8 protein-coding genes are annotated in these 20,441 nt (G+C 70.7%); 1 reads left to right on the top strand and 7 read right to left on the bottom strand.

Annotation, left to right across the window (positions count from 1 at the left end; genetic code table 11):
- Positions 1 to 24 precede the first annotated feature (24 nt).
- From AB0I94_RS09930 to AB0I94_RS09900, 7 genes are all read right to left on the bottom strand, one after another.
- Complete coding sequence (locus AB0I94_RS09930; RefSeq protein ID WP_363308964.1) at positions 25 to 11,988, bottom strand: SDR family NAD(P)-dependent oxidoreductase; 11,964 nt, start codon at positions 11,986 to 11,988, stop codon at positions 25 to 27.
- Between the two features lie 67 nt (positions 11,989 to 12,055).
- On the bottom strand, positions 12,056 to 13,216 hold the full coding sequence (locus AB0I94_RS09925; protein WP_363308963.1) for an acyl-CoA dehydrogenase family protein: 1,161 nt from the start codon (positions 13,214 to 13,216) through the stop codon (positions 12,056 to 12,058).
- A gap of 62 nt (positions 13,217 to 13,278) precedes the next feature.
- Positions 13,279 to 13,656 (bottom strand): ectoine synthase, encoded by a 378-nt coding sequence (locus AB0I94_RS09920; RefSeq protein WP_363308962.1) that lies wholly within the window; start codon positions 13,654 to 13,656, stop codon positions 13,279 to 13,281.
- A gap of 67 nt (positions 13,657 to 13,723) precedes the next feature.
- The gene (locus AB0I94_RS09915) at positions 13,724 to 15,187 is read right to left on the bottom strand and encodes an AMP-binding protein (protein ID WP_363308961.1); all 1,464 of its coding nucleotides are present in this window, start codon (positions 15,185 to 15,187) and stop codon (positions 13,724 to 13,726) included.
- Positions 15,188 to 15,409: 222 nt separating this feature from the next.
- The gene (locus AB0I94_RS09910; protein ID WP_363308960.1) at positions 15,410 to 15,922 is read right to left on the bottom strand and encodes a flavin reductase family protein; all 513 of its coding nucleotides are present in this window, start codon (positions 15,920 to 15,922) and stop codon (positions 15,410 to 15,412) included.
- 35 nt (positions 15,923 to 15,957) lie between these two features.
- Positions 15,958 to 17,016, bottom strand: coding sequence for an LLM class flavin-dependent oxidoreductase (locus tag AB0I94_RS09905; RefSeq protein ID WP_363308959.1), 1,059 nt, complete (start codon positions 17,014 to 17,016; stop codon positions 15,958 to 15,960).
- A 281-nt stretch (positions 17,017 to 17,297) separates the two neighbouring features.
- On the bottom strand, positions 17,298 to 19,577 hold the full coding sequence (locus tag AB0I94_RS09900; protein WP_363308958.1) for an MMPL family transporter: 2,280 nt from the start codon (positions 19,575 to 19,577) through the stop codon (positions 17,298 to 17,300).
- Between the two features lie 219 nt (positions 19,578 to 19,796).
- Between AB0I94_RS09900 and AB0I94_RS09895 the strand changes: the two genes are divergently transcribed.
- Positions 19,797 to 20,405, top strand: coding sequence for a TetR family transcriptional regulator (locus tag AB0I94_RS09895; protein WP_363308957.1), 609 nt, complete (start codon positions 19,797 to 19,799; stop codon positions 20,403 to 20,405).
- The last annotated feature ends 36 nt before the right edge of the window (positions 20,406 to 20,441 follow it).

The raw sequence follows: 20,441 nt of genomic DNA, 5'->3' as shown, positions 1-20,441 counted from the left end.
TCGTCCTGCTCCCGACGTTGTGGTTCACGACTCCTCGTCCTGCACGAGCTGCAGCAGTTCCGCGACGTCCATGTCGTCGATGGCGTCGATGGCCCGCTCCTCCGCCTCGTGGGCGTCCCCGTTCGACGACACCTCGGCGAGCCCGGCGAGTTCGAGCAGCCGCTCCATCAGCCCGGCGTCCCGGAGCCTGGGCAGCGGGATGGCCGCCAGTGCCCGTCGTACCTCGGCCTCCGACAGGTCGTTCGTGGACGTCGTGCCTCCGCCGGTCTTCGGGGCGAGCTGTCGCTTGAGGTGATCGGCGAGCTGGTCGGGGGTGGGGTGGTCGAAGATCGTGGTGGGCGGCAGTTGCAGACCGATGGCCGCGGAAAGGCGGTTGCGGAGTTCGACGGCCGTCAGCGAGTCCAGTCCGATGTCGGTGAATCCGCGATGCGGCCCGATGTCCTGCGCGCCGGTCGCCAGCACGGTGGCCGCCTGGGAGCGGACGAGCTGCAGCAGCGTCCGGTGCTGTTCGTCGTCGCCCTGCGACGCCAGGGCGCGGATGAGCGAGGACTCGGTGGGGACGTCCGCGGCGGTGCGGCGCCGAAGCCCGGTCAGCCGGCTCCAGATGGGCATGGGGGGAAGGGCCTGGAGGTTGAGCCCGCTCGCGAAGAGGAGCGGGTCCGGCATCGTCACGGCGGCGTCCAGTAGGCGGAGGCCGTCGGCCGTGGCCAGCGGCAGGAGCCCACCGCGGTTCCGCTGGTTCTGGCTGAGGTGGCTCGTCATGCCGCTCGCTTCGGCCCATAGGCCCCAGGCGACGCTTGTGGCGGCGCCGCCCGTGGCCCGCCGGTACGCGGCCAAGGCGTCCAGGAAGGTGTTCGCGGCGGCGTAGTTGGCCTGGCCCGGACCGCCCAGGAGGCCGCTGGCCGAGGAGAACAGCACGAAGGCGCCCAGCTCCAGGTCCCGGGTCAGGTCGTGCAGATGGACGGCGCTGTCCACCTTGGTGTCGAGCACCCGGTGGAGTTGCTCCGGCGTCAGGCTCATCAGTGTGGCGTCGTCGAGTGCTCCCGTCGCGTGCACGACCGCGGTGAGCGGATGCTCGGCGGGGACGGCGGCGATCGCCGCGGCGAGTGCGTCGCGGTCGGTGACGTCGCAGGCCGCGATGGTGACGCGGGCGCCGAGTTCCGCGAGGTCGGCACGGAGCTGTTCGGCTCCCTCGGCGTCCGGTCCCGACCGGGAAAGGAGCAGCAGGTGCTTCAGCCGGTGTGCGGAGGCCAGATGGCGGGCGACCTGCCCGCCGAGCGTGCCCGTGCCACCCGTGATGAGCACCGTTCCCTCGGCGTCGACGGGTGTCGGGACGCGCAGCACGTTCTTGCCGATGTGGCGGGCCTGGCTCATGTGCCGCAGCGCCTGGGGCATCTCGGCCAGTTCCCATTCGACGCGCGGCAGCGGCCGCAGCCGTCCTTCGTCGAACAGGCCCATCAACTCGGTGAAGACCTCCTCGACCCGGTCGGCACCGGCCTCTCCGACATCGAAGGCCCGGTACGTCACTCCGGGGTGAGCGTCCGCGACCTTCCCGGCCTCGCGTACGTCGGTCTTGCCCATCTCCAGGTACCGGCCGCCGCGAGGCAGCAGTGCGAGGGTCGCGTCGACCATGTCCCCGGCCAGTGACCCCAGCGTCACGTCCATGCCCGCGCCCTCCGTCACCGCCAGGAACTGTTCCGTGAAGTCGGTGGAACGCGAGGAGGCGATGTGCGAGGCGTCCACGCCCCAGTCACGGAGCACCTGTTGCTTGGCGGGGGACGCGGTGGCGAAGACCTCCGCGCCCAGCAGGCGGGCCAGCTGTACGGCGGCCAGGCCGACACCGCCGGTGGCGGCGTGGATCAGCACCCGGTCCCCCCGCGAGACTCCCGCGAGGTCGACCAGGGCGTAGTAGGCCGTCAGGAACACCGCGGGCACCGTGGCGGCCTCTTCGAAGGACCAGTCGTCGGGTATCCGGACGAGCTCCCGGTGGTCGGCGACCGCGGTCGGCCCGAAGGCGCCCATGAGCGAGCCTGCCACCCGGTCGCCGGGCCTCAGTCCGTGCGCCTGGTCCCGCACCTGGTCCCCGACATCGAGTACCACGCCGGCGCCCTCGGTGCCGAAGCCGTCGTCGTCGACCATGCCGAGCGCGACCACGACGTCGTGGAAGTTGAGTCCGGCGGCCCGCACCCGTACCCGCACCTCGCCCGGCCCCAGGGGCTCCAGCGTCTCCGGGCAGGGGACGACTCCGATGTCGTCCAGGGACCCGGTGCCGAGCGGGGTGAGCCGCCATGCGGCGTCGTCGCCCCAGCCGCCGAGGCGCAGCGGGGTGTCTGTACCGGCGTCGGCGCGGCCCAGCCGTGCCGACAGAAGCTGTCCGTCGCGTACGGCCAGCTGGGGCTCGGTGCCGGTCATGGTCAGCACGGCCCGCCAGTCGCAGACCGGTGTGCCGTCCGCCGCACCGGGGTCGAGGTCGAGCAGGGCGAACCGGCCCGGGTTCTCCGACTGGGCGGTGCGGACCATCCCCCACAGCACGGACGCCGGCAGGTCGGTGACCCGCCCCGCGCCCGTCGCGCCGCGGGTCGCCACGATCAGCCGGGTGGCCGCACACCGTTCGTCCGCGAGCCATGCCTGCAGGGTGGCGAGCAGTTCCTCCGCCATCCGGTGCGCGGCCCCGGCCGTGTCCCCCTCGGCGTCGTCCGGACGGCCGCACAGCAGCACTGCCACCGGCGGTGGTTCCTCGCCCCGCTCCAGCGCGGCGCGCAGCTCGTGCACGTCGGCGTAGCGGCGGACGCCGACGCCCGCGGATGTCATCTCTTCGGCGATCTGCGGACTGCCGGACCCGAGGACGGCGGCTTCGCCCGGCTGCTCCTCGGGCTGGACGGCCGGTGGTGGGGTCCATTCCAGGCGGTAGAGGTCCTCCGTGTCGCCGGCGTGGGATTCGGTGGTCAGGGCTGCCAGGCTGTCGGACGTGAGCTCTCGCATGACGAGCGCATCGACGGCTGCCACGGGCTCCCCGGCGGCGTCGGCCACCAGGACACTGACGCAGTCCGGACCGCTCAGGCCGATGCGTACGCGCAGGCGGCCGGCGCCGGTCGCGAACACGGACACCCCCCGCCAGGCGAACGGCAGCCAGATTCCGTCGGCGGAGAAGAAGTCCCCCAGGCTGATCGCGTGTGCCGCGGCGTCCAGGAGCGCGGGATGCAGGGTGAAGCGCGGGGCGTCGTCCTTCACCTGCTCGGGCAGTTCGACCTCGGCGAAGATCTCGCCTCCGCGCCGCCAGGCCGCCACGAGTCCACGGAAGGCGGGGCCGTACTCGTAACCGCGCGCGGCCAGTTCCTCGTATCGCCCCTCCAGCGGTACGGGGCGGCTGCCGGCCGGGGGCCACACCGGCAGGCCTGCCTCCTGGGCCGGTTGTTCACGGGTCACGAGCGCCTCGGCGTGGCTGGTCCAGCCTCCCGGGGCGTCCTGCGGACGGGCATGGACGGTGATCTTCCGGCGGTCGGCGTCGTCAGGTGCCTCCACCATCACCTGGATCTCCACCCCGCCCTTTTCGGGCACCATCAGCGGGGCCTGCACCAGCAGTTCCTCGATGTGGCCGCAGCCCACTTCGTCGCCGGCGCGCATCACCAGTTCGAGGAAAGCCGTACCCGGCAGCAGCACCCGGCCGCCCACCCGGTGGTCCGCCAGCCACCCGTGCGTGGCCAGGGACAACCGGCCGGTCAGCACGAGGCCGACGCCGTCACCGAGTTCGACCGACGCGCCCAGCAATCCGTGGTCGACCGACTCCAGGCCGACGCCGGACAGGTCGCCGCCGCCCGACTCCCGAGTGAGCCAGTAGCGCTTGTGGTCGAAGGCGTAGGTGGGCAAGGGCACGGGCGTGGTGGGGCCCTTGCCGTGCAGCGAGGTCCAGTCGATGTCCACGCCGCGGGTCCAGGCGAGGGCGGCGGACGTGTGGAAGCGGTGGACGGCTCCGTTGTCGCGGTGCAGGGTCGGCACGGTGTGGGCGCGGACGCCCGCCGCCTGGACACGGTCCTCGACGGCCGGGGTCAGCACAGGGTGCCCGCTGATTTCGACGAAGGTGGTGAACCCCTCGTCGAGCAGGGCGGTGATGGTCGGATCGAAGAGCACGGGCTGCCGGAGATTGGTGTACCAGTGCTCGGCGTCGAGATCCGGGCCCGCCATGGGCCGGCCCGTGACCGTCGACCACAGCGGAATGCGGCCCGTGGTGGGGGCCAGCCCCGCAAGCCGGTCCAGGATGGGCCCTCGTACCTGTTCGACGTGCGGAGAGTGGGAGGCGTAGTCCACGTCGATGCGCCGGGCACGTACGCCCCACTCGTCGCAGAAGGCGATCAGCTGGTCCACGGCGGCGGCCTCGCCCGCCACCACGGTGGATGCCGGCCCGTTGACCGCGGCCACCGTCAGCCGCCCGTCGCCCACTTCCTCCAGCCACTGCCGGACCCGATCCGCGGGCGCCGCCAGCGAAACCATCCCTCCCTGTCCGGCCAGTGCCGTGATGGCCGCCGAACGCCCCACCACGACCCGTACGGCGTCAGGCAGTGACAGCATCCCGGCCACATGTGCCGCCGCGATCTCGCCCTGGGAATGACCCACCACCGCGGCCGGCAACACCCCCACCGACTCCCACATCCGGGCCAGCCCCACCATCACCGCGAAACACACCGGCTGCACCACATCCACCCGATCCCACCGCGGAGCACCCTCCACCCCCCGCAACACATCAACCACCGACCACCCCGCCTCCCCCTCCACCAACGCCGACACCTCACCCACCACCCGCGCAAACACCGCAGAACCGTCCAACAACTCCCGCCCCATCCCCACCCAATGCCACCCCTGACCAGGGAAGACCCACACCACACCACCGCCACCGTCCACCACACCGTCCACGACGCTCGACCGCTTGTCGTCGGAGGCCGCACGGTCCGTGCCCTGTGCGAGGAACGTCTGCAAGCCCGCCACCAGGTCGGCGCGTTCGGTCCCCGTCACGACCAGCCGGTGCCGCAGGGCCGCCCGGCAGCAAAGACCGCGCGCCACGCCGGACACGTCCGCCGCCGCCGACGGTCCTTCCGTCACGGCACCGACCAGCCGTCGCGCCTGTTCCCGCAGTCCGTCTTCATTCGCCCCCGACACGACCCACGACACCGCGGCGCCGGTCTCCGGTGCCTGGTCCGGTTCGCTCTCCGGCAGTTCGGTCCGCGCCGGTTCTGTCCGGGGCGGTTCCTCCAGTACGACGTGGGCGTTGGTGCCGCTCACCCCGAACGAGGACACCCCGGCCCGCCGGACACGACCCTCCTGGCGCGGCCACTCCACGGCCTGCGTCAGCAGTTCCACCTGTCCCGCCGACCAGTCCACCAACGGCGAGGGCTGCTCCGCATGCAGCGTCCGCGGCAACACCTCGCGCTCCAGCGCCATCACCATCTTGATCACACCGGCCACACCCGCGGCGGCCTGCGAATGCCCGATGTTGGACTTCACCGAACCGAGCCACACCGGGCGTTCACGATCCTGGCCGTACGTCGCGAGCAGCGCCTGAGCCTCGATCGGATCACCCAGCTGCGTCCCCGTGCCATGCGCCTCGACCACATCCACGTCGGCCACGCCGAGCCCTGCACTCGCCAACGCCGCCTGGATCACCCGCTGTTGGGACGGGCCGTTCGGCGCCGTCAGCCCACTGCTCGCACCGTCCTGGTTCACCGCCGAACCCCGCAACACCGCCAGCACCCGCCGACCGTTCCGCCGCGCGTCCGACAACCGCTCCAACATCACCAGGCCCACGCCCTCGGCCATGCCGAACCCGTCCGCCTCCTCCGAGAACGCCTTGCACCTGCCGTCCGCCGACAACGCGCGCTGGCGGGCGAAGGCGAGGAAGGGGGCAGGGTTGGAGACGGCGTACACGCCGCCTGCCAGGGCCAGCGAACACTCCCCCTGGCGCAGCGCCTGAGCCGCCAGGTGGAGCGCCACCAGCGACGACGAGCACGCGGTGTCCACCGTGACGGCGGGCCCCTCAAGGCCGAAGGTGTAGGAGACACGGCCCGAGATGACACTCATCCCGTTGCCGATGTAGGCGTGTCCCTCCGCCTGCTCCCCGGAACGTCCGAGGTCCACGTACTGCGAAGGGAGAGATCCGACGAAGACACCGGTCGAGCTGCCCCGCAGGGAGCGGGGATCACCGACCCCGCGCTCCAGCAGCTCCCACGAGGTCTCCATCATCAGCCGCTGCTGCGGGTCCATCGTCAGGGCCTCGCGTGGCGAGATCCCGAACAACTCGGCGTCGAACCCGGCGATGTCGTCGAGAAAACCCCCGCCGCGGACGTACGTCTTCCCCGATCGGTCGGGATCCGGGTCGTAGAGATCCTCGTCCCACCCGCGGTCCTTGGGGAAGGCGGAGATGGCGTCCCGCTCCGCGATCACCAGGTCCCACAGGTCCTCCGGGGACGTCACGCCGCCCGGATAGCGACAGGCCATCGCCACCACCGCGATGGGTTCGTCGTCCTTGGCCGGGCCGGCAGGGCGGGCGGGACTCGACGCGGGCGTGCGGCCCGAGAGTTCGAGGTCCACGTGCCGTGCGAGCGCGACGGGCGTCGGGTAGTCGAAGATGATCGTGGAGGGCAGCCGCAGTCCGGTGGCGGCGGCGAGACGGTTGCGCAGCTGCACCCCGGTCAGCGACGTGAGACCCAGGTCGACGAGCCCTCGTTCCAGATCGAGGGCCTCGGCCCCCTGGTGTCCGAGCACGGTGGCGATGTGCTCACGTACCAGGCCCGTCACCGCCTGGAGCCGCTCGCTGTCGGTGAGTCCTGCCAGGCGCCGCGTCAGCTCGGAACCGGGCTCGGCGCCGGTGGCGGTCCGCCGCGGCACGGACGCGGGGACGAGCTCCCACCACACCGGTGCCAGTGCTTCTCCGGCGGCGGCCCGTGAGCGCAGGGCGGGGAGGTCGACCTGGAGGCTGAGCAACACGGGCACGTGGGCCCGGCAGATGAGGTCGCCAAGGGCCGCACCTCGCTCCCGGTCGGCCGGCGGGCCCGAGCCCCAGGCCAGGGAGACCGCGGGCAGGCCTCGGCCGCGGTGCTGATGTGCCAGGGCGTCGAGGAGGCTGCAGGACGCGGAGAGATACGTCTGCTCGTGCGTCGGTTCCGCGCCGCTCTCGCCGAGGAGTTCCGGCGCGCGGGTCACGGTGACGAAGGCTGCCGGGTTCCAGCGGGAGGTGAGTTCGTACAGGTGGGCGGCGGCGGCCACACTGTGCTGCGCCGCAAGGGCGGCATCGGTGCCGCTCACGGGCACGCCCAGCGTCGGGTCCAGGTGTACGACGGCGGTGGGTGTGCCGTCGGCGGACACGTGGGCGAGCGCGTCGGTGAGGGCGGCATGGTCGGCGGCGTCACAGGTGAGGACGGTGGCCTCGGCGCCGAGGGCCGACAGTTCCGTGCGGAACGCCTCGGCGTCCGAGGCCTGGGTGCTCAGTGGGCCGAGGAGTGTCACGCGCCGAGTGCGGTGTTCCTGGACGAGGCGCCGCGCCACCGGGCCGGCGGCCGTGCCCGTGCCGTCGTGGATCAGAACACTGTCCCAGGTGCCGGGCTCGCTCGGCTCGCTCGGCTCGTCCGGTTCGTCCCGTGCGGCAGGAGCCGTCGGCGCCCGGTCGAGGCGGGCGACGAGCGGCTGTCCGGCACGCACCGCGATCTGTGTCTCGCCGGCCGCTGCCACGCTCAGCGGTGCCCGCCAGTCTTCGGTGGCCCCGTCCGCGGCGCCCACAGGATCAAGGTCCAACAGCACGAACCGGCCCGGGTGCGCACGCTGCAGTGCTTTGACCGCCCCCCACACACCGGCGCCCGGCAGGTCGAAGACGAGCTCACCCGCATCGGTCCTCTCCGCGGCGGTGACCACGGCGCCGCGGGTGACCACGACCAGGGTGGAGGAGGCGAGACGTTCGTGGGCGAGCCACTCCCGTGCCGTACTGATCATGTGCTCCACGCGCTCATGTGGCGCCGTGGACGGATCGTCCTGCCGGGCGGAGCACGGCGCCAGGACGTATTCAGGCGCGGCCGCGCCCTCGTCGAGGGCGGCTGCGAGCTCCGACAGATCCCCGTACGCCCTGAGCCCCGGGTCATCCGCCACTTCGGCGCCGAGGAGATCGCGTCCGAGCACCGCAAGGCTTCCGACGCCGTCCGCGGCGTCTTCGGCGTCCGCGCTGGAGACGTTCCGCGAGGCGCCCGTCGCGGACGCGGGCAGCCAGTCCAGATGGAACAGTTCACCGGTGTCGCCGCGGCCGGTCAACTGCTCCTGGCTCACCGCGCGGAAGACCACCGACTCCACGACCGCCACCGGTTCACCGGCGGCGTCGGCGACGAGGACCCGTGCGGTGTCCGGACCCGTGACCCGTATGTGTACGCGAGCGTGAGTGACTCCCGTGGCGAACAGCGACACGCCGCTCCACGTGACCGGCAGCCGGCTGCCCTCGCCGGAGAACGCCTCTCCCAGGGCGGCCAACTGGACGGCGGCGTCCAGCAGCGCCGGGTGCATGTTGTAGTGAGCGGTGTCCTCCCCTGCCGCCCGGGGGAGTTCGATGTCGGCGTAGAGGTCGCTGCCGTGTCGCCGGACCGCCGTCACACCCTGGAAGGCGGGGCCGTAGTGGCGGCCTTGCTCGGCGAGTTCCTCGTACCGCCCTCGGAGCGACACGGGTCGCGCGTCGGCCGGTGGCCACTCTCGGGCGCTCCCGTCGAAAGCCGCGGGGACGAGCTGCTCCGTGATCGTGGCCTCGGCGTGGCGGGTCCAGGCTGTCGAGTCGTCGCTGCGGGCGTAGACGGTGACGGCACGGCTGTCACCCGTGTCGTCGCGGTCGACGACGACTTGGAGGTCGACCGCGCCCTGGTCGCGGATGACCAGGGGGGCGTGCACGGTCAGTTCCTCGATGTGCCGGTGGCCGACCTCGTCGGCGGCGCGTGTCACCAGTTCGACGAAGGCGGCGCCGGGCAGGACGACGGTGCCCGCGATGCGGTGGTCGTCCAGCCATTCCTGGGTGTCCAGGGACAGGCGGCCGGTGAGGAGGGTGGACGAGTCGCCGGCGATGTGCATGGACGCGGTGAGCAGTCCGTGGGCCAGTGCGGTCGCCCCGGTGGAAGGCTGGTTGTTCCCGCGGCCGAGGTTGCGGAACCAGTAGGGGTGATGGTCGAAGGCGTAGGTGGGCAGGGCGGCGGGCGTACCGGGTGGGGTGATCCGCTGCCACAGCACGGGCACGCCGTGAGCCCACAGGTGCCCGGCGGTGGTCAAGGCGCAGGAGACCTCGGAGCGGTCCGGATGCAGGGTGCCGAGCTGCAGCACGTCCTGTACGTCAGGGTCCGCGTCCCGCTGTGGCTCGGCGAGGTCGAGGCATTCGGCGACGGCGGGCAGCAGAGGGCTGGTGGGCCCCAGTTCGAGGAACGTGTTGATGCCGGACCGCGCCAGATGACGTATCCCGCCGAGGAACTGCACGGGGCGGCGGATGTGCTGGGCCCAGTACTCGGGCGACGACGCCTCTTCGGCGGACAGGGGTTCACCGGTCACGTTGGAGATGACCGGGATACGCGGAGGGTGGAAGGCGACGCCCGCCACGATCTCCCGGAACTCCTCGAGGACCGGTTCCATCAGCGGGGAGTGGAAGGCGTGGGAGACCTTGAGCCGCTTGACCGAGCGCCCCTCCCCCGCCCAGTGGTCGGCCAGTGAGGCGATGGCCTCCTGCTGCCCCGATATCACCGTCGAGGCCGGGCCGTTGACCGCGGCGATTCCGACAAGACCTTCGTACGGGCGCAGCGACGGCAGGATCTCCTCCTGCGACGCGCGCACCGACACCATGGCTCCACCCGGCGGCAGGGCCTGCATCAGGCGGCCACGCGCGGCCACGAGGCGGCAGGCATCCGGCAGGCTCAGCATGCCGGACACGTACGCGGCCGTCAGCTCACCGACCGAGTGGCCGAGCAGGGCCTCCGGCACCACGCCCCAGGACCGCATCAACTCGCACAGCGCCACCTCGAAGGCGAAGAGCGAGGGCTGGGCGTACACCGTCCGGTCCAACTCCCGCTCCGAAGCCCCCGCGCCCTTTGGCGGTTCCTCCAAGTCGTGCGACGCGAGCATCAGCTCACGGACCGACCGGCCCACTTCCCGGTCCAACGGCTCACACACCGCGTCCAGAGCCTGTGCGAACACCGGGAAGGCTTCGTACAACTCCCCTCCCATTCCCGGGCGTTGTGCGCCCTGCCCCGACAGGAGGAACGCGACCTTGGACCCCGTCCGCACACGGCCCGAAGCCACACCCGATGAGGCATCGCCCGCAAGCCCGCCCGCCGAGAACGCGTCGAGGGCATCGAGCAGTTGCTCCCGCCCGGCCCCCACGACGGCGAGCCGGTGCCGCAGTTCCGCCCGTCCCGCCAGCCCTCGGGCGACCTCCGCGACATCCGCGTCCGGCCGCTCCGACATCCACGAGCGCAACCGCTCGACCTGGCCCCGCAGGCCGCCCTCCGACTCGCCCGACACCGTCCAGGCCACCGGACCGATCTCCGGACCACTCTTTGGGCCGCTCTTGTCCGAGCCGTCTTCCGGCGCCTCGGGGTGCGCGAGCGCTTCCTCGCCCTCCTCCAGTACGACGTGGGCGTTGGTGCCGCTCACCCCGAACGAGGACACTCCGGCCCGCCGGACACGGCCCTCCTGGCGCGGCCACTCCACGGCCTGCGTCAGCAGTTCCACCTGCCCCGCCGACCAGTCCACCAACGGCGACGGCTGGGCCACATGCAACGTCCGCGGCAGCGTCCCCCGCTCCAACGCCATCACCATCTTGATCACACCAGCCACACCCGCGGCTGCCTGCGTATGGCCGATGTTGGACTTCACCGAACCGAGCCACACCGGGCGTTCACGGTCCTGGCCGTACGTGGCGAGCAGCGCCTGCGCCTCGATCGGATCGCCCAGCTGAGTCCCCGTGCCATGCGCCTCGACCACATCCACGTCGGCCACACCGAGCCCGGCACTCGCCAACGCTGCCTGGATGACGCGCTGTTGAGACGGGCCGTTCGGCGCCGTCAGCCCACTGCTCGCACCGTCCTGGTTCACCGCCGAACCCCGCAACACCGCCAGCACCCGCCGACCGTTCCGCCGCGCGTCCGACAACCGCTCCAGCAACAGGAGCCCCACACCCTCGCCCCATCCCGTGCCGTCCGCATCGGAAGAGAACGCCTTGCACCGTCCGTCCGGCGCAAGCCCACGCTGGCGGGCGAATTCCACCAGGCCGGAGGGGTCCGCCATCACGGTCACGCCGCCGGCCAGGGCCAGCGAGCACTCCCCCTGCCGCAGTGCCTGAGCCGCCAGGTGGAGCGCCACCAGCGACGACGAACACGCGGTGTCCACACTCACCGCGGGCCCCTCGAGGCCGAAGGTGTAGGAGACCCGGCCGCACAGCACACTGGCCTGGTTGCCGGTCAGGGCGTATCCCTCGATCTCCTCGGGAACCCTGGCGATGTCGGAGAGGTATCCGGAGTCGGACGAGCCGACGAACACGCCGGTCGCGCTGGAGCGCAGCGACCGGGGATCACCGACCCCGCGCTCCAGCAGCTCCCACGAGGTCTCGAGAAGCAAGCGCTGCTGCGGGTCCATCGCCAACGCCTCACGCGGCGAAATTCCGAACAACTCGGCGTCGAAGCCCGTGATGTCGTCGAGAAAGCCGCCGCCGCGGGCGTACGTCTTGCCCGTCCGGTCGGGGTCCGGGTCGTAGAGGTCCTCGTCCCAGTCCCGGTCGGTGGGCAGAGAAGTGCTGATGGCATCGGCCTCGGCGGCCACCAGGTCCCACAGGTGCTCGGGCGATCCCACTCCGCCCGGATAACGGCATGCCATCGCCACGATCGCGACAGGCTCCTGCTGGCCCGACTCCACTTCGTGGAGGCGTTGACGTGTCTTGTGAAGATCCGCGGTGACCCGCTTCAGGTAATCAAGGATCTTCTTTTCGTCCGCCATGTGAAGCCTCCGCCATGAGTAACCGCGTGCCACGACTGATCAAGAATCGACTTTTAGCGTGGAGAAATCAGCAGCCGGGTGCGGCGCCGTGCAAACCCATCATTTTGGCGATCCGGTTGCGCTGGATATCGCTCGTCCCGGAGTAGATCAGGCCCGCGAGTGCGCAGCGCACGTCGTGTTCGAGCCCGGATTCCGTCATGTATCCGTATCCGCCGAACGTCTCGACGGCGGCCACCGCGGTGGCCATGTTGCCCTCACTCACGAGGAGTTTGGCGATGGCGACGTCCTCCGTCGCCTGCTCGTTCCGCACGACGCGAGCGGCGGCGTCGTACAACGCGCGCCGAGCGGTGTCCACCGCGATCCTCATGTCGACGATGCGGTGGGCGACCGCCTGGAAAGAGCCGATGTGGCTGCCGAACTGCTTGCGGCTCCTGGCGTATTCGACGACCCGCTCGAGCCGGTGCTGCATCTCGCCGACATTGACCGCGAAAGAACACAGCACTTCCCAGTTCATCACGTGATCGAAGACCAGGAATCCCGAACCGAGGCCGCCTATGACGTTGTCCGTCGGGACACGGCAGTCGTCGAGGAACACTTCGCACAGGGGGGAGGTGCGCAGCCCCATCTTCTCGACCGGGCGGCCGAAGCCGAGGCCCTCGCGGTCGCGCTCCACCAGGATCGCGGAGATGCCGAAGGGGCCGCCCGCGGGGTCGGTCCTGGCGTACACCACGACCACGTCGGCCACCGGGCCGTTGGTGACGAACGCCTTGCTGCCGTTGAGGACGAGTTCGTCCCCGTCGACCCGGGCACTGGTGCGAAGGGCGAGCATGTCCGAGCCCGCCTCGGGTTCGGAGATCGCGTGGGCGCCGATCAGGTCACCCGCGCAGACCGCCGGCATGAAGCGTTCCTGAAGCTCCGGTGAGCCGAAGTGCTGCAGCGGTATGCCGGTGCTGACGACGTGTGTCGTCAGGGAGAAGCTCAGTCCGCTGTCACGGCAGGCGTGCCCCAGGCCCTCCAGGACGTACATCGTGGTCAGCAGGTCCTGCCCGAGGCCGCCCCACCGGTGGTCGAAGGGCAGCGCAAGCAGCCCGGACCGCTGGACGAGCTTCCACCCGTCGCGGGAGAACTCGGCGCGGCCGTCGCGTTCGAGGTGTCCGGCGCTCAGCGATTCGCCGAGCCGCTGCGCGGCACGGCGGAGTTGCCGCTGTTCGTCATTCCAGTCGATCAACGCCTCGCCCTTTCGAAGAAGACGGCCGGCCGTGCGGGTGCCGGCCTTTTACAGGAGACGTGTCAATACTCCGAGAATCCGGTGCCGTCGAGGCTGTGCACCTCGTCGCCGCGCAGTGCGGGGTTGAACACGCTGATCAGTCGCAGGTCCTCTCTCTCGTCGGCGATCAGGAAATGCGCGTCGTGCTGGTCGAGCGCGTACAGAACGCCCGGCCTGATCTCGTACTGGACGGCGCCGTCCGCGCTGACCACCTGACCTTGGCCGCTGATGCAATAGCAGGCCTCGAGATGATTGCGGTACTGCAGCCGTGACTTGGTTCCCGCGTACACCAGGGTTTCAGCGAGGCTGAATCCCATGCGGTCGGCGACGACGATGAATCGGTAACTGAGGCCGTTTCCCCATTCCACGGCCTTGACGCTCTCTTTTTCTCGTATGAACAATGATCTGCCCCTTGTCCTCCGGGTGTGGGGTGGTGTGGTGAGGCACTGGCCTTGTCGACTGCCGCCCCTACTCAGTGGCCAGGCCCAGTGCGGCGCGGTCGGTCTTCCCGGTCGCGCCCCGGGGCAGCGGGTCATCGACGATCCGCACGTGTGTCGGGATGGCGGCCCTGGTGAGCCGCCGTGCGCAGTGCTGACGCAGGGCGATGGCCCCCAGACGGGACCCGGGAGCGCGCCGGACCACGGCGGACAGCCGGTGTCCGGCCGCGCTGTCGGGCACCGCGAGGACCGCCGCCTCGCTGACCTCGGGATGGTCGAGCAGGACCTGTTCCACCTCCTCGGCGTTGACGCGGGTGCCGCGCACCTTGACCTGGAAGTCGCTGCGTCCGACCAGCGTCAGCGTGCCGTCGGGATCCCGGCGCACCAGGTCACCGCTGCGGAAGTAGGTACGAGGGCCGTCCTCGTCGTCGCGGGTGACGAACCCGTCCCGGCCGGGCGGGGAGGCGAGGTAGCCGGGCGCCTGGAACGGGGTGCTGACCACGAGCTCGCCGACGCCGCTCCCCTCCAACGGCCGCCCTCGCGCGTCCTCGATGCGCGCCCGGACGCCGGGCAGGGGCCGTCCCACCGGCATCACGGACCCGTCACCCCAGGCCGCGAGGTCAACGTCATGGACGAAGCTGTCGTTGGTCTCGGTACAGCCGTAGACGTTGGCGAAGGCAGCCGCGGGGAACAGTGCCGGCAACTCCGCGAGCAGCGTCGACGGCATGGCGGCTCCCGTGAACAGCACGTGCGCGGGGGCCTTCAGCGCCTCGTCCTGCCGCCTCCCGTCGCACAGTTGCCGGTACATCAGCGGGAGTCCCTGCACCAGGTGGACCTCGTGCCGGGTGATCAGCTCGCGCAGGTGGGCACCGTCGGTCGCGCGGTCCGGCGCGACCAGAACCGCGCAACCGCCCCTGCTCAACGTCGTCCACAGCTCGAGCATGGAGAGGTCGAAGTTGAGCGGGGCGTAACTCAGCACATGGCGGCCGGGGACGATGCCGAACCGGTCGGCCGCCCACGTCAGGAAGGCGTCGATGGCCGCGTCGGGCAGCGGCACCACCTTGGGCAGTCCTGTGGTGCCGGAGGTGGTCAGCAACAGCCGTACTCCGTCGTGGAGTTCGGCCGCCGCGGGCGCGGTGACCGCGTCCGCGGTGATCTCACCCGTGTCGGCCCGGCTCAGCACGCGGTCAGCACCTGCTCGGGCGGCCAGCTCGTGCAGGGCGTCCACCCCGAGCTCGGCCGAGGGCAACAGCACCGGCCTGCGCTCCGACGAGCACGCGATGATCAGGGCGATCGTCGCGGGGGACTTGCTTGCCCGTACGACCACGGGGCGCATCGGATCCGGCGCCAGTTCCCCCAGGCGCACCCTGATGTCCGCGACATCGGCACCAAGTCGGCCATAGGAGACCGTTTCCTGTTCCCGGACGAGCGCAGGGGATTCAGGGAACCGTTTCACCTGCTCGTGGAACCTGGTGATGAATGAATCGGAGGGCATGCTCACCTTTCCCCGTCGGACACCGAAACGGCTTCGCCGCCGTACGCATGAGAGCGGGCGTCACGCATATGCAGCAGCGTGGCAGCGGCCGCAGACATTGAGAACCCCAATTCTTTTCGCCCCGGGTTTAGGGGCACCCCTTGATGCACCACGGTGTGATCGGGGGCAATACCCCTGTAATGCGCGGACGGGGCCGGGGCCGATTCATGGTCTGCCGGGTCGTCACCCGCTGCGGTACGTGCCCTGCGTGAAGACCAGCGGGCGCGAGTCGTTCAGGATGCCCGCGGCGACGACATGGCCAAGGACCACGTGATGGTCCCCGGCCTCGATCGACCGGCTGAGGAGGCAGTCGACGTACCCGGCCGCCTCCGCCAGGATCGGCGCTTCGGTCGCCGCGGTGACGATGTCCTGGCCGGTGAACCGGTCCACTCCCGACGCGCAGAAGCGGCGGGCCACGTGTTCCTGGTCCTCGGTCAGGAAGCTGACGGCGAACCGGCCGGCCGCCCGGATGGCCGGCCAGCTCCGCGAGGTGCGGCTGATGCAGAACAGCACCAGAGGCGGTTCCAGGGACACCGAGGTGAACGAGTTGATGGCGACGCCCACCGGCCCGTTCGCCGAGTCGGCTGCCACCACCGTGACGCCCGTCGCCAGGCCGCGGAGCACCTTGCGCAGCGCCATCGGATCGACCGGTGCCGCGGACAGGGCGTCACCCTGTACGGCGTCCGAACGTGCCACAGCTTGCCTCCGGTCAGGTCGTGGGGAGCGCGGCGTCAGCGCATCAGCGGCTGGGACTCCTCCACGAACAGCCTCAGGCTGCGGGACATCGTCGCGTAGTCCTGACCGCCGAAGTCGAGCTGCCAGAGGATCACGTCCAGCGGCAACGCGTCCTGCAGCTCAAGGGTCTTGCGGGCGACCGTCGCCGGGGAGCCGTACATCGTTCCGGCGATCATGCGGTCCTCGTCCATGGTGAGGTAGCGCTCGATCATCTTGGAGTAGCCCGCGTAGTCGGGAGAGTCCAGCGACTGGAGCGGCTTGGACGCCTCGCCCCACACCTCGAAGTAGCCGCGCTGGTGCCGCCGTGCGGCAGCTTCCGCCTCCGCGTCGGTGGGGGCGACCATGAGCGGTACACCGGCGGCCACCTGTGGTGTGCGTCCGGAGTCTCCGTGGTGCTCCTCGAAGACGTCCTTGTACACCTCGATCATCTTGCGGATGTGGTCGTAGGCCTCGGGCTGCGGCGTCGCGGTGATCATCAGGTTGTGCCCGCGCTCACCGGCGTAGCGGAAGCTGGCCTCCGACATCGCCACGCAGATCCACACCGGCGGATGCGGCCACTGCACGGTCGGCGGGAGGCTGGTGGCGTCGGAGTAGTTGAAGTACGGCGTGCTCTCGCTGACCTTCTCCTCCGTCCAGAGCCGCACCACGGCGTCCACGGTGGCCTGGAACCTGGCCCGGCTGCCCGTCATGTCGACCTCGAACGCCTCGAAGTCGTGCGGCAGGAACGCGCGGACGAAGCCGACCTCCAGACGGCCGTGGCTCATCGCGTCCACCTGGGCGGCATGGGCGGCTATCTGAATGGGGTGGTGGAAGGATGCCTGGATGCCGCCGGTCAGCAGGCGGATGCGCCGGGTGCGGGCCGCCACGGCCGCGAGGTACGTGAGCGGGCTCGGGCAGTAGCCGCCGGCGCGGTGCAGGTAGTGCTCCGTCATCTTGACGTAATGGAGACCGAGTTCCTCACCCAGTTCCGCCAGGCGGAGCACGTCGTCGAAATACGTGGAAGCCGAACGGGTCTCCGGACCGGCGTCGGGCAGCAGGGAAATGCCGTACTTCATCTTTCCTCCGAGAGGTCGCACGTACGAACGTTCCGCCGCTTTCCCGAGCCGCGTGCAACCCGGGTGGGCCCTTGCGAGGCTATGGATTGCCGTCCGCCACGTCAGCCCCTATCCGGGGAAATAGCTGCCCCCTCAAGGAAATAGGGGCTGCTCTTCCCGGTACGGACAATGGGCGTGCGGCTCCGTGAGTACGCGCCGAAAAACCTGCGACGCGTTCGGAGCGGACCGGGGGATGCCGCTGAACGCGTCGCAGGAGATCTGGGTTGCTCGTCGACCGCCGCTCAGGGCCGGCGCTCACCGGCCCCCGGCAGGAGGCGCTCGTCCTCGCCCACGGTCCCGGCCACGGGTTCCTCCACGGCTTCGGACTCGGGCGCGGCGACGGCTTCGTCGTCGGGCCGGGCGCCCGCGCCCTCGATGTCGGCGTTCGGCAGGACGCGGTCCAGCCACCCGGGCAGCCACCACACCGACCGGCCGAGCAGCGCCATGGCCGCCGGCATGAGGGTCATGCGCACCACGAAGGCGTCGAACAGGACAGCGGCGGCCAGCGTGAACCCGAAGAGCCTGAGCGACAGGTCCTCGGAGAGGAAGAACCCGAGAAAGACGCTGATCATGATGATCGCCGCGGCAGTCACCACACGTGCGCTGTGCCGGAATCCCCCCACGATCGCCTCCGTGGGCGCGGCACCGTGCGCGTACTCCTCCCGCATGCGACTGACGAGGAACACCTGGTAGTCCATGGCTAGGCCGAAGGACATGCCGACCAACAGGATGGGCATCAGGCTGTAGATCGGTGCCGTGTCCTCGATGCCCGTGACGGCGGACAGCCAGCCCCACTGGAAGATGGCCACGACCGCGCCGAAGGTCGCCGCGACCGTGAGGAGGTAGCCGATCGCCGCCTTGACCGGCACGAGCACCGACCGGAAGGCGAGCAGCAGGAGAACCAGCGCGAGCCCGACGATGATTGCCAGGTACGGCAACAGTGCCTCGCCCATCCGGTCGGAGGAGTCGATGTCCATGGCGGTCTGACCGGTGATGTGGAGGGTGGCGTCCGTGTCCTTCTCGACGGCTTCGGTCCGCTCGCGGATGGCGGCGACCAAGTTCTCGGTGTCCTCGCTGGCGGGCCCGCTGTCCGGCACGATCTGCAAGAGGGCCGTGTTTCCTTGCTTGTTGACCGCGGGCGGCGCGACATCGGCGACGTCGGGCAGTTTGCGGATCAGCTCCCTGGCCTGCTCCGCGGCGCGTTCCGGGTCACCGTTCGCGCCCGCGTCGACGACCGCGATGAGCGGGCCGTTGACGCCGGGACCGAAGTTGTCGGCGATCAGATCGTAGGCCTTGCGCTGTGTGGTGTGCTCGGCGGCGGTGCTGTCGTCGGGAATGCCGAGACGCAGGTCCGCGGCGGGCACGGCCATCGCACCCAGCGTGACCACGGCGAGCAGCAGCATCGCGAGCGGTCGACGGGTGACGAGCTCGGCCCAGCGTTGGCCGGCCGTGCGGCCGGTTCCGCTGCCGGCCTCGGGGCCGCGGAAGATGCCGAGGACACGGCCCTGCCGCCCCAGCACCCGCCGGCCGGCGAAGCCCAGCAGCGCGGGCATCAGTGTCAGCGCCACGAGCACAACCACGGCGATGGTGCCCGCCGCGGCGAGGCCGTCCTCGGTCAGCAGGGGGATGTTGAGCACCGCGAGGCCGGCCAGGGCGATGATCACCGTCAGGCCCGCGAAGACCACGGCCGATCCCGCGGTGCCCGTGGCGCGGCCCGCGGCGTCCTCCGGCTCCCGTCCGGCGACCAGTTCGCTCCGGTAGCGCATGACGATGAAGAGCGCGTAGTCGATGGAGACCGCGAGGCCGAGCATGAGGGCCAGTACGGCCGCGTCGCGGTTCAGGGTCACCAGGCCGCTCACCGCGGTGATGGCGAGCAGACCCACGCCGACCCCCACGAAGGCCGTCAGGAGCGGCAGTCCGGCCGCGATGACCGAGCCCAGCGCGACGACCAGGACGAAACCGGCGAAGACCACGCCGACGATCTCCAGGACGCTCATCTCGGGCTGCGGTTCGAGGGCGTCACCGCCGACCTCGACGGCCAGACCGCCCTCACGTCCCGCGTCCGCCGCCTCGGTGAGCGCGGTCCGCGCCGCGTCCGTCACCTTGTCCCCCGGCACGGAGTAGGTCACTTCCGAGTAGGCGACGCGGCGGTCCTCGGACAGCACACCTGCCTCGATGGGATCGACCGCGTGGGCCACTTGCGGAGCGTCCCGCAGTGCTCCGATCACCTGCTCCAGCGTGGCCGCCGGGCCCTTGTCCCGCAGCGTCTCGCCGTCCGGGGCGACGAAGACGACCCGTGCGCTCGCCCCGTCGACGGGCTGCTCGGGGAAACGCTCCTTGAGGAGGTCGAGGGCCCGCTGCGACTCGGTGCCCGGCAGGGCCGATGAGCCGACCGCGGTGGAATCCTCCGACAGGGCGGCGGCGCCCCCACCGACCGCGACGAGCACCGCGATCCACAGGGAGAGAACAAGCCTGCGCCGCCGGAACGACCAGCGGCCCACCCGGTAAAGGAGCGTGGCCATGACGACCTCCGAATCAGGACGCGCCGTGCCCGGACGACCGCGAGGGCAGCGGCATGCGCCGGACGCGGGTGTCGGGCTTTTTTGAAAGTCTACTGTCCTTAGAGGCTTGAATGTCAATTGTTAGTGGCACTCACTTTTGAGCGAGGGCCGCACACGCCGGGAGCCGACCCCGCCCGGTCTGGCCCCGATGACCAGCGAGGAAGCATGCACAATTGGCGCATGACGCAACAGTTCGGGGGCGATGCACCGGCTCCGCCCCTCCGTGAGCGCAAGAAACTCAAGACCAAGGGAACGATCAGGAGGCAGGCTCTCCGCCTCTTCCGCGAACAGGGTTTCGACGCCACGACCGTGGAGCAGATCGCCGAGGCGGCCGAGGTCTCGGTGAGCACGGTGTTCCGCTACTTCCCCACCAAGGAGGATCTGGTCGTCTCCGACGACTACGACCCGCTGTTCATCGAGGCCTTCCACACCCAGCCGCCCGGGATGAGTCCGCTCACGGCCCTGCGCACCGCCATCCGCACCACCCTGGAAGGCGCCAGCCGTGCGGAGCTGGACGAGAACAAGACGCGCGAGTTCCTGATGCTGACGGTGCCCGAGCTGTGGGCGGCGTCCCTGCGCAACATCACCGGTTCGATGACCATGCTGTGCGAACAGGTGGCCAAGCGGGTCGGACGGGAACCCACCGACCCGGCGGTCCGCTCGTTCACCGGCGCGGTCATGGGCACCGTACTCGTCGTATGGCTGGACTGGGCGAACAACCCCGACATGGACGTGCTCTCCGCGCTGGACGACGCGCTGGCACACCTGGAGGCGGGGCTTCCGCTGTGAACGCGGACGGGGCCCGCCGCCGTGCCGCGGGGCGAC

Origin of the sequence: Streptomyces sp. NPDC050147 (assembly GCF_040660195.1) — a bacterium.
Lineage (GTDB): Bacteria > Actinomycetota > Actinomycetes > Streptomycetales > Streptomycetaceae > Streptomyces.
Note: the sequence above shows the minus strand (reverse complement) of the source record. Positions and strands in the feature narration are given on the sequence as shown.

What these genes read in the sequence shown, in the direction of transcription:
- AB0I94_RS09905 (WP_363308959.1), bottom strand. Translation starts at nt 17,016, where the DNA reads ATGAAGTACGGCATTTCCCTGCTGCCCGACGCCGGTCCGGAGACCCGT.
- AB0I94_RS09900 (WP_363308958.1), bottom strand. Translation starts at nt 19,577, where the DNA reads ATGGCCACGCTCCTTTACCGGGTGGGCCGCTGGTCGTTCCGGCGGCGC.
- AB0I94_RS09895 (WP_363308957.1), top strand. Translation starts at nt 19,797, where the DNA reads ATGACGCAACAGTTCGGGGGCGATGCACCGGCTCCGCCCCTCCGTGAG.
- AB0I94_RS09930 (WP_363308964.1), bottom strand. Translation starts at nt 11,988, where the DNA reads ATGGCGGACGAAAAGAAGATCCTTGATTACCTGAAGCGGGTCACCGCG.
- AB0I94_RS09915 (WP_363308961.1), bottom strand. Translation starts at nt 15,187, where the DNA reads ATGCCCTCCGATTCATTCATCACCAGGTTCCACGAGCAGGTGAAACGG.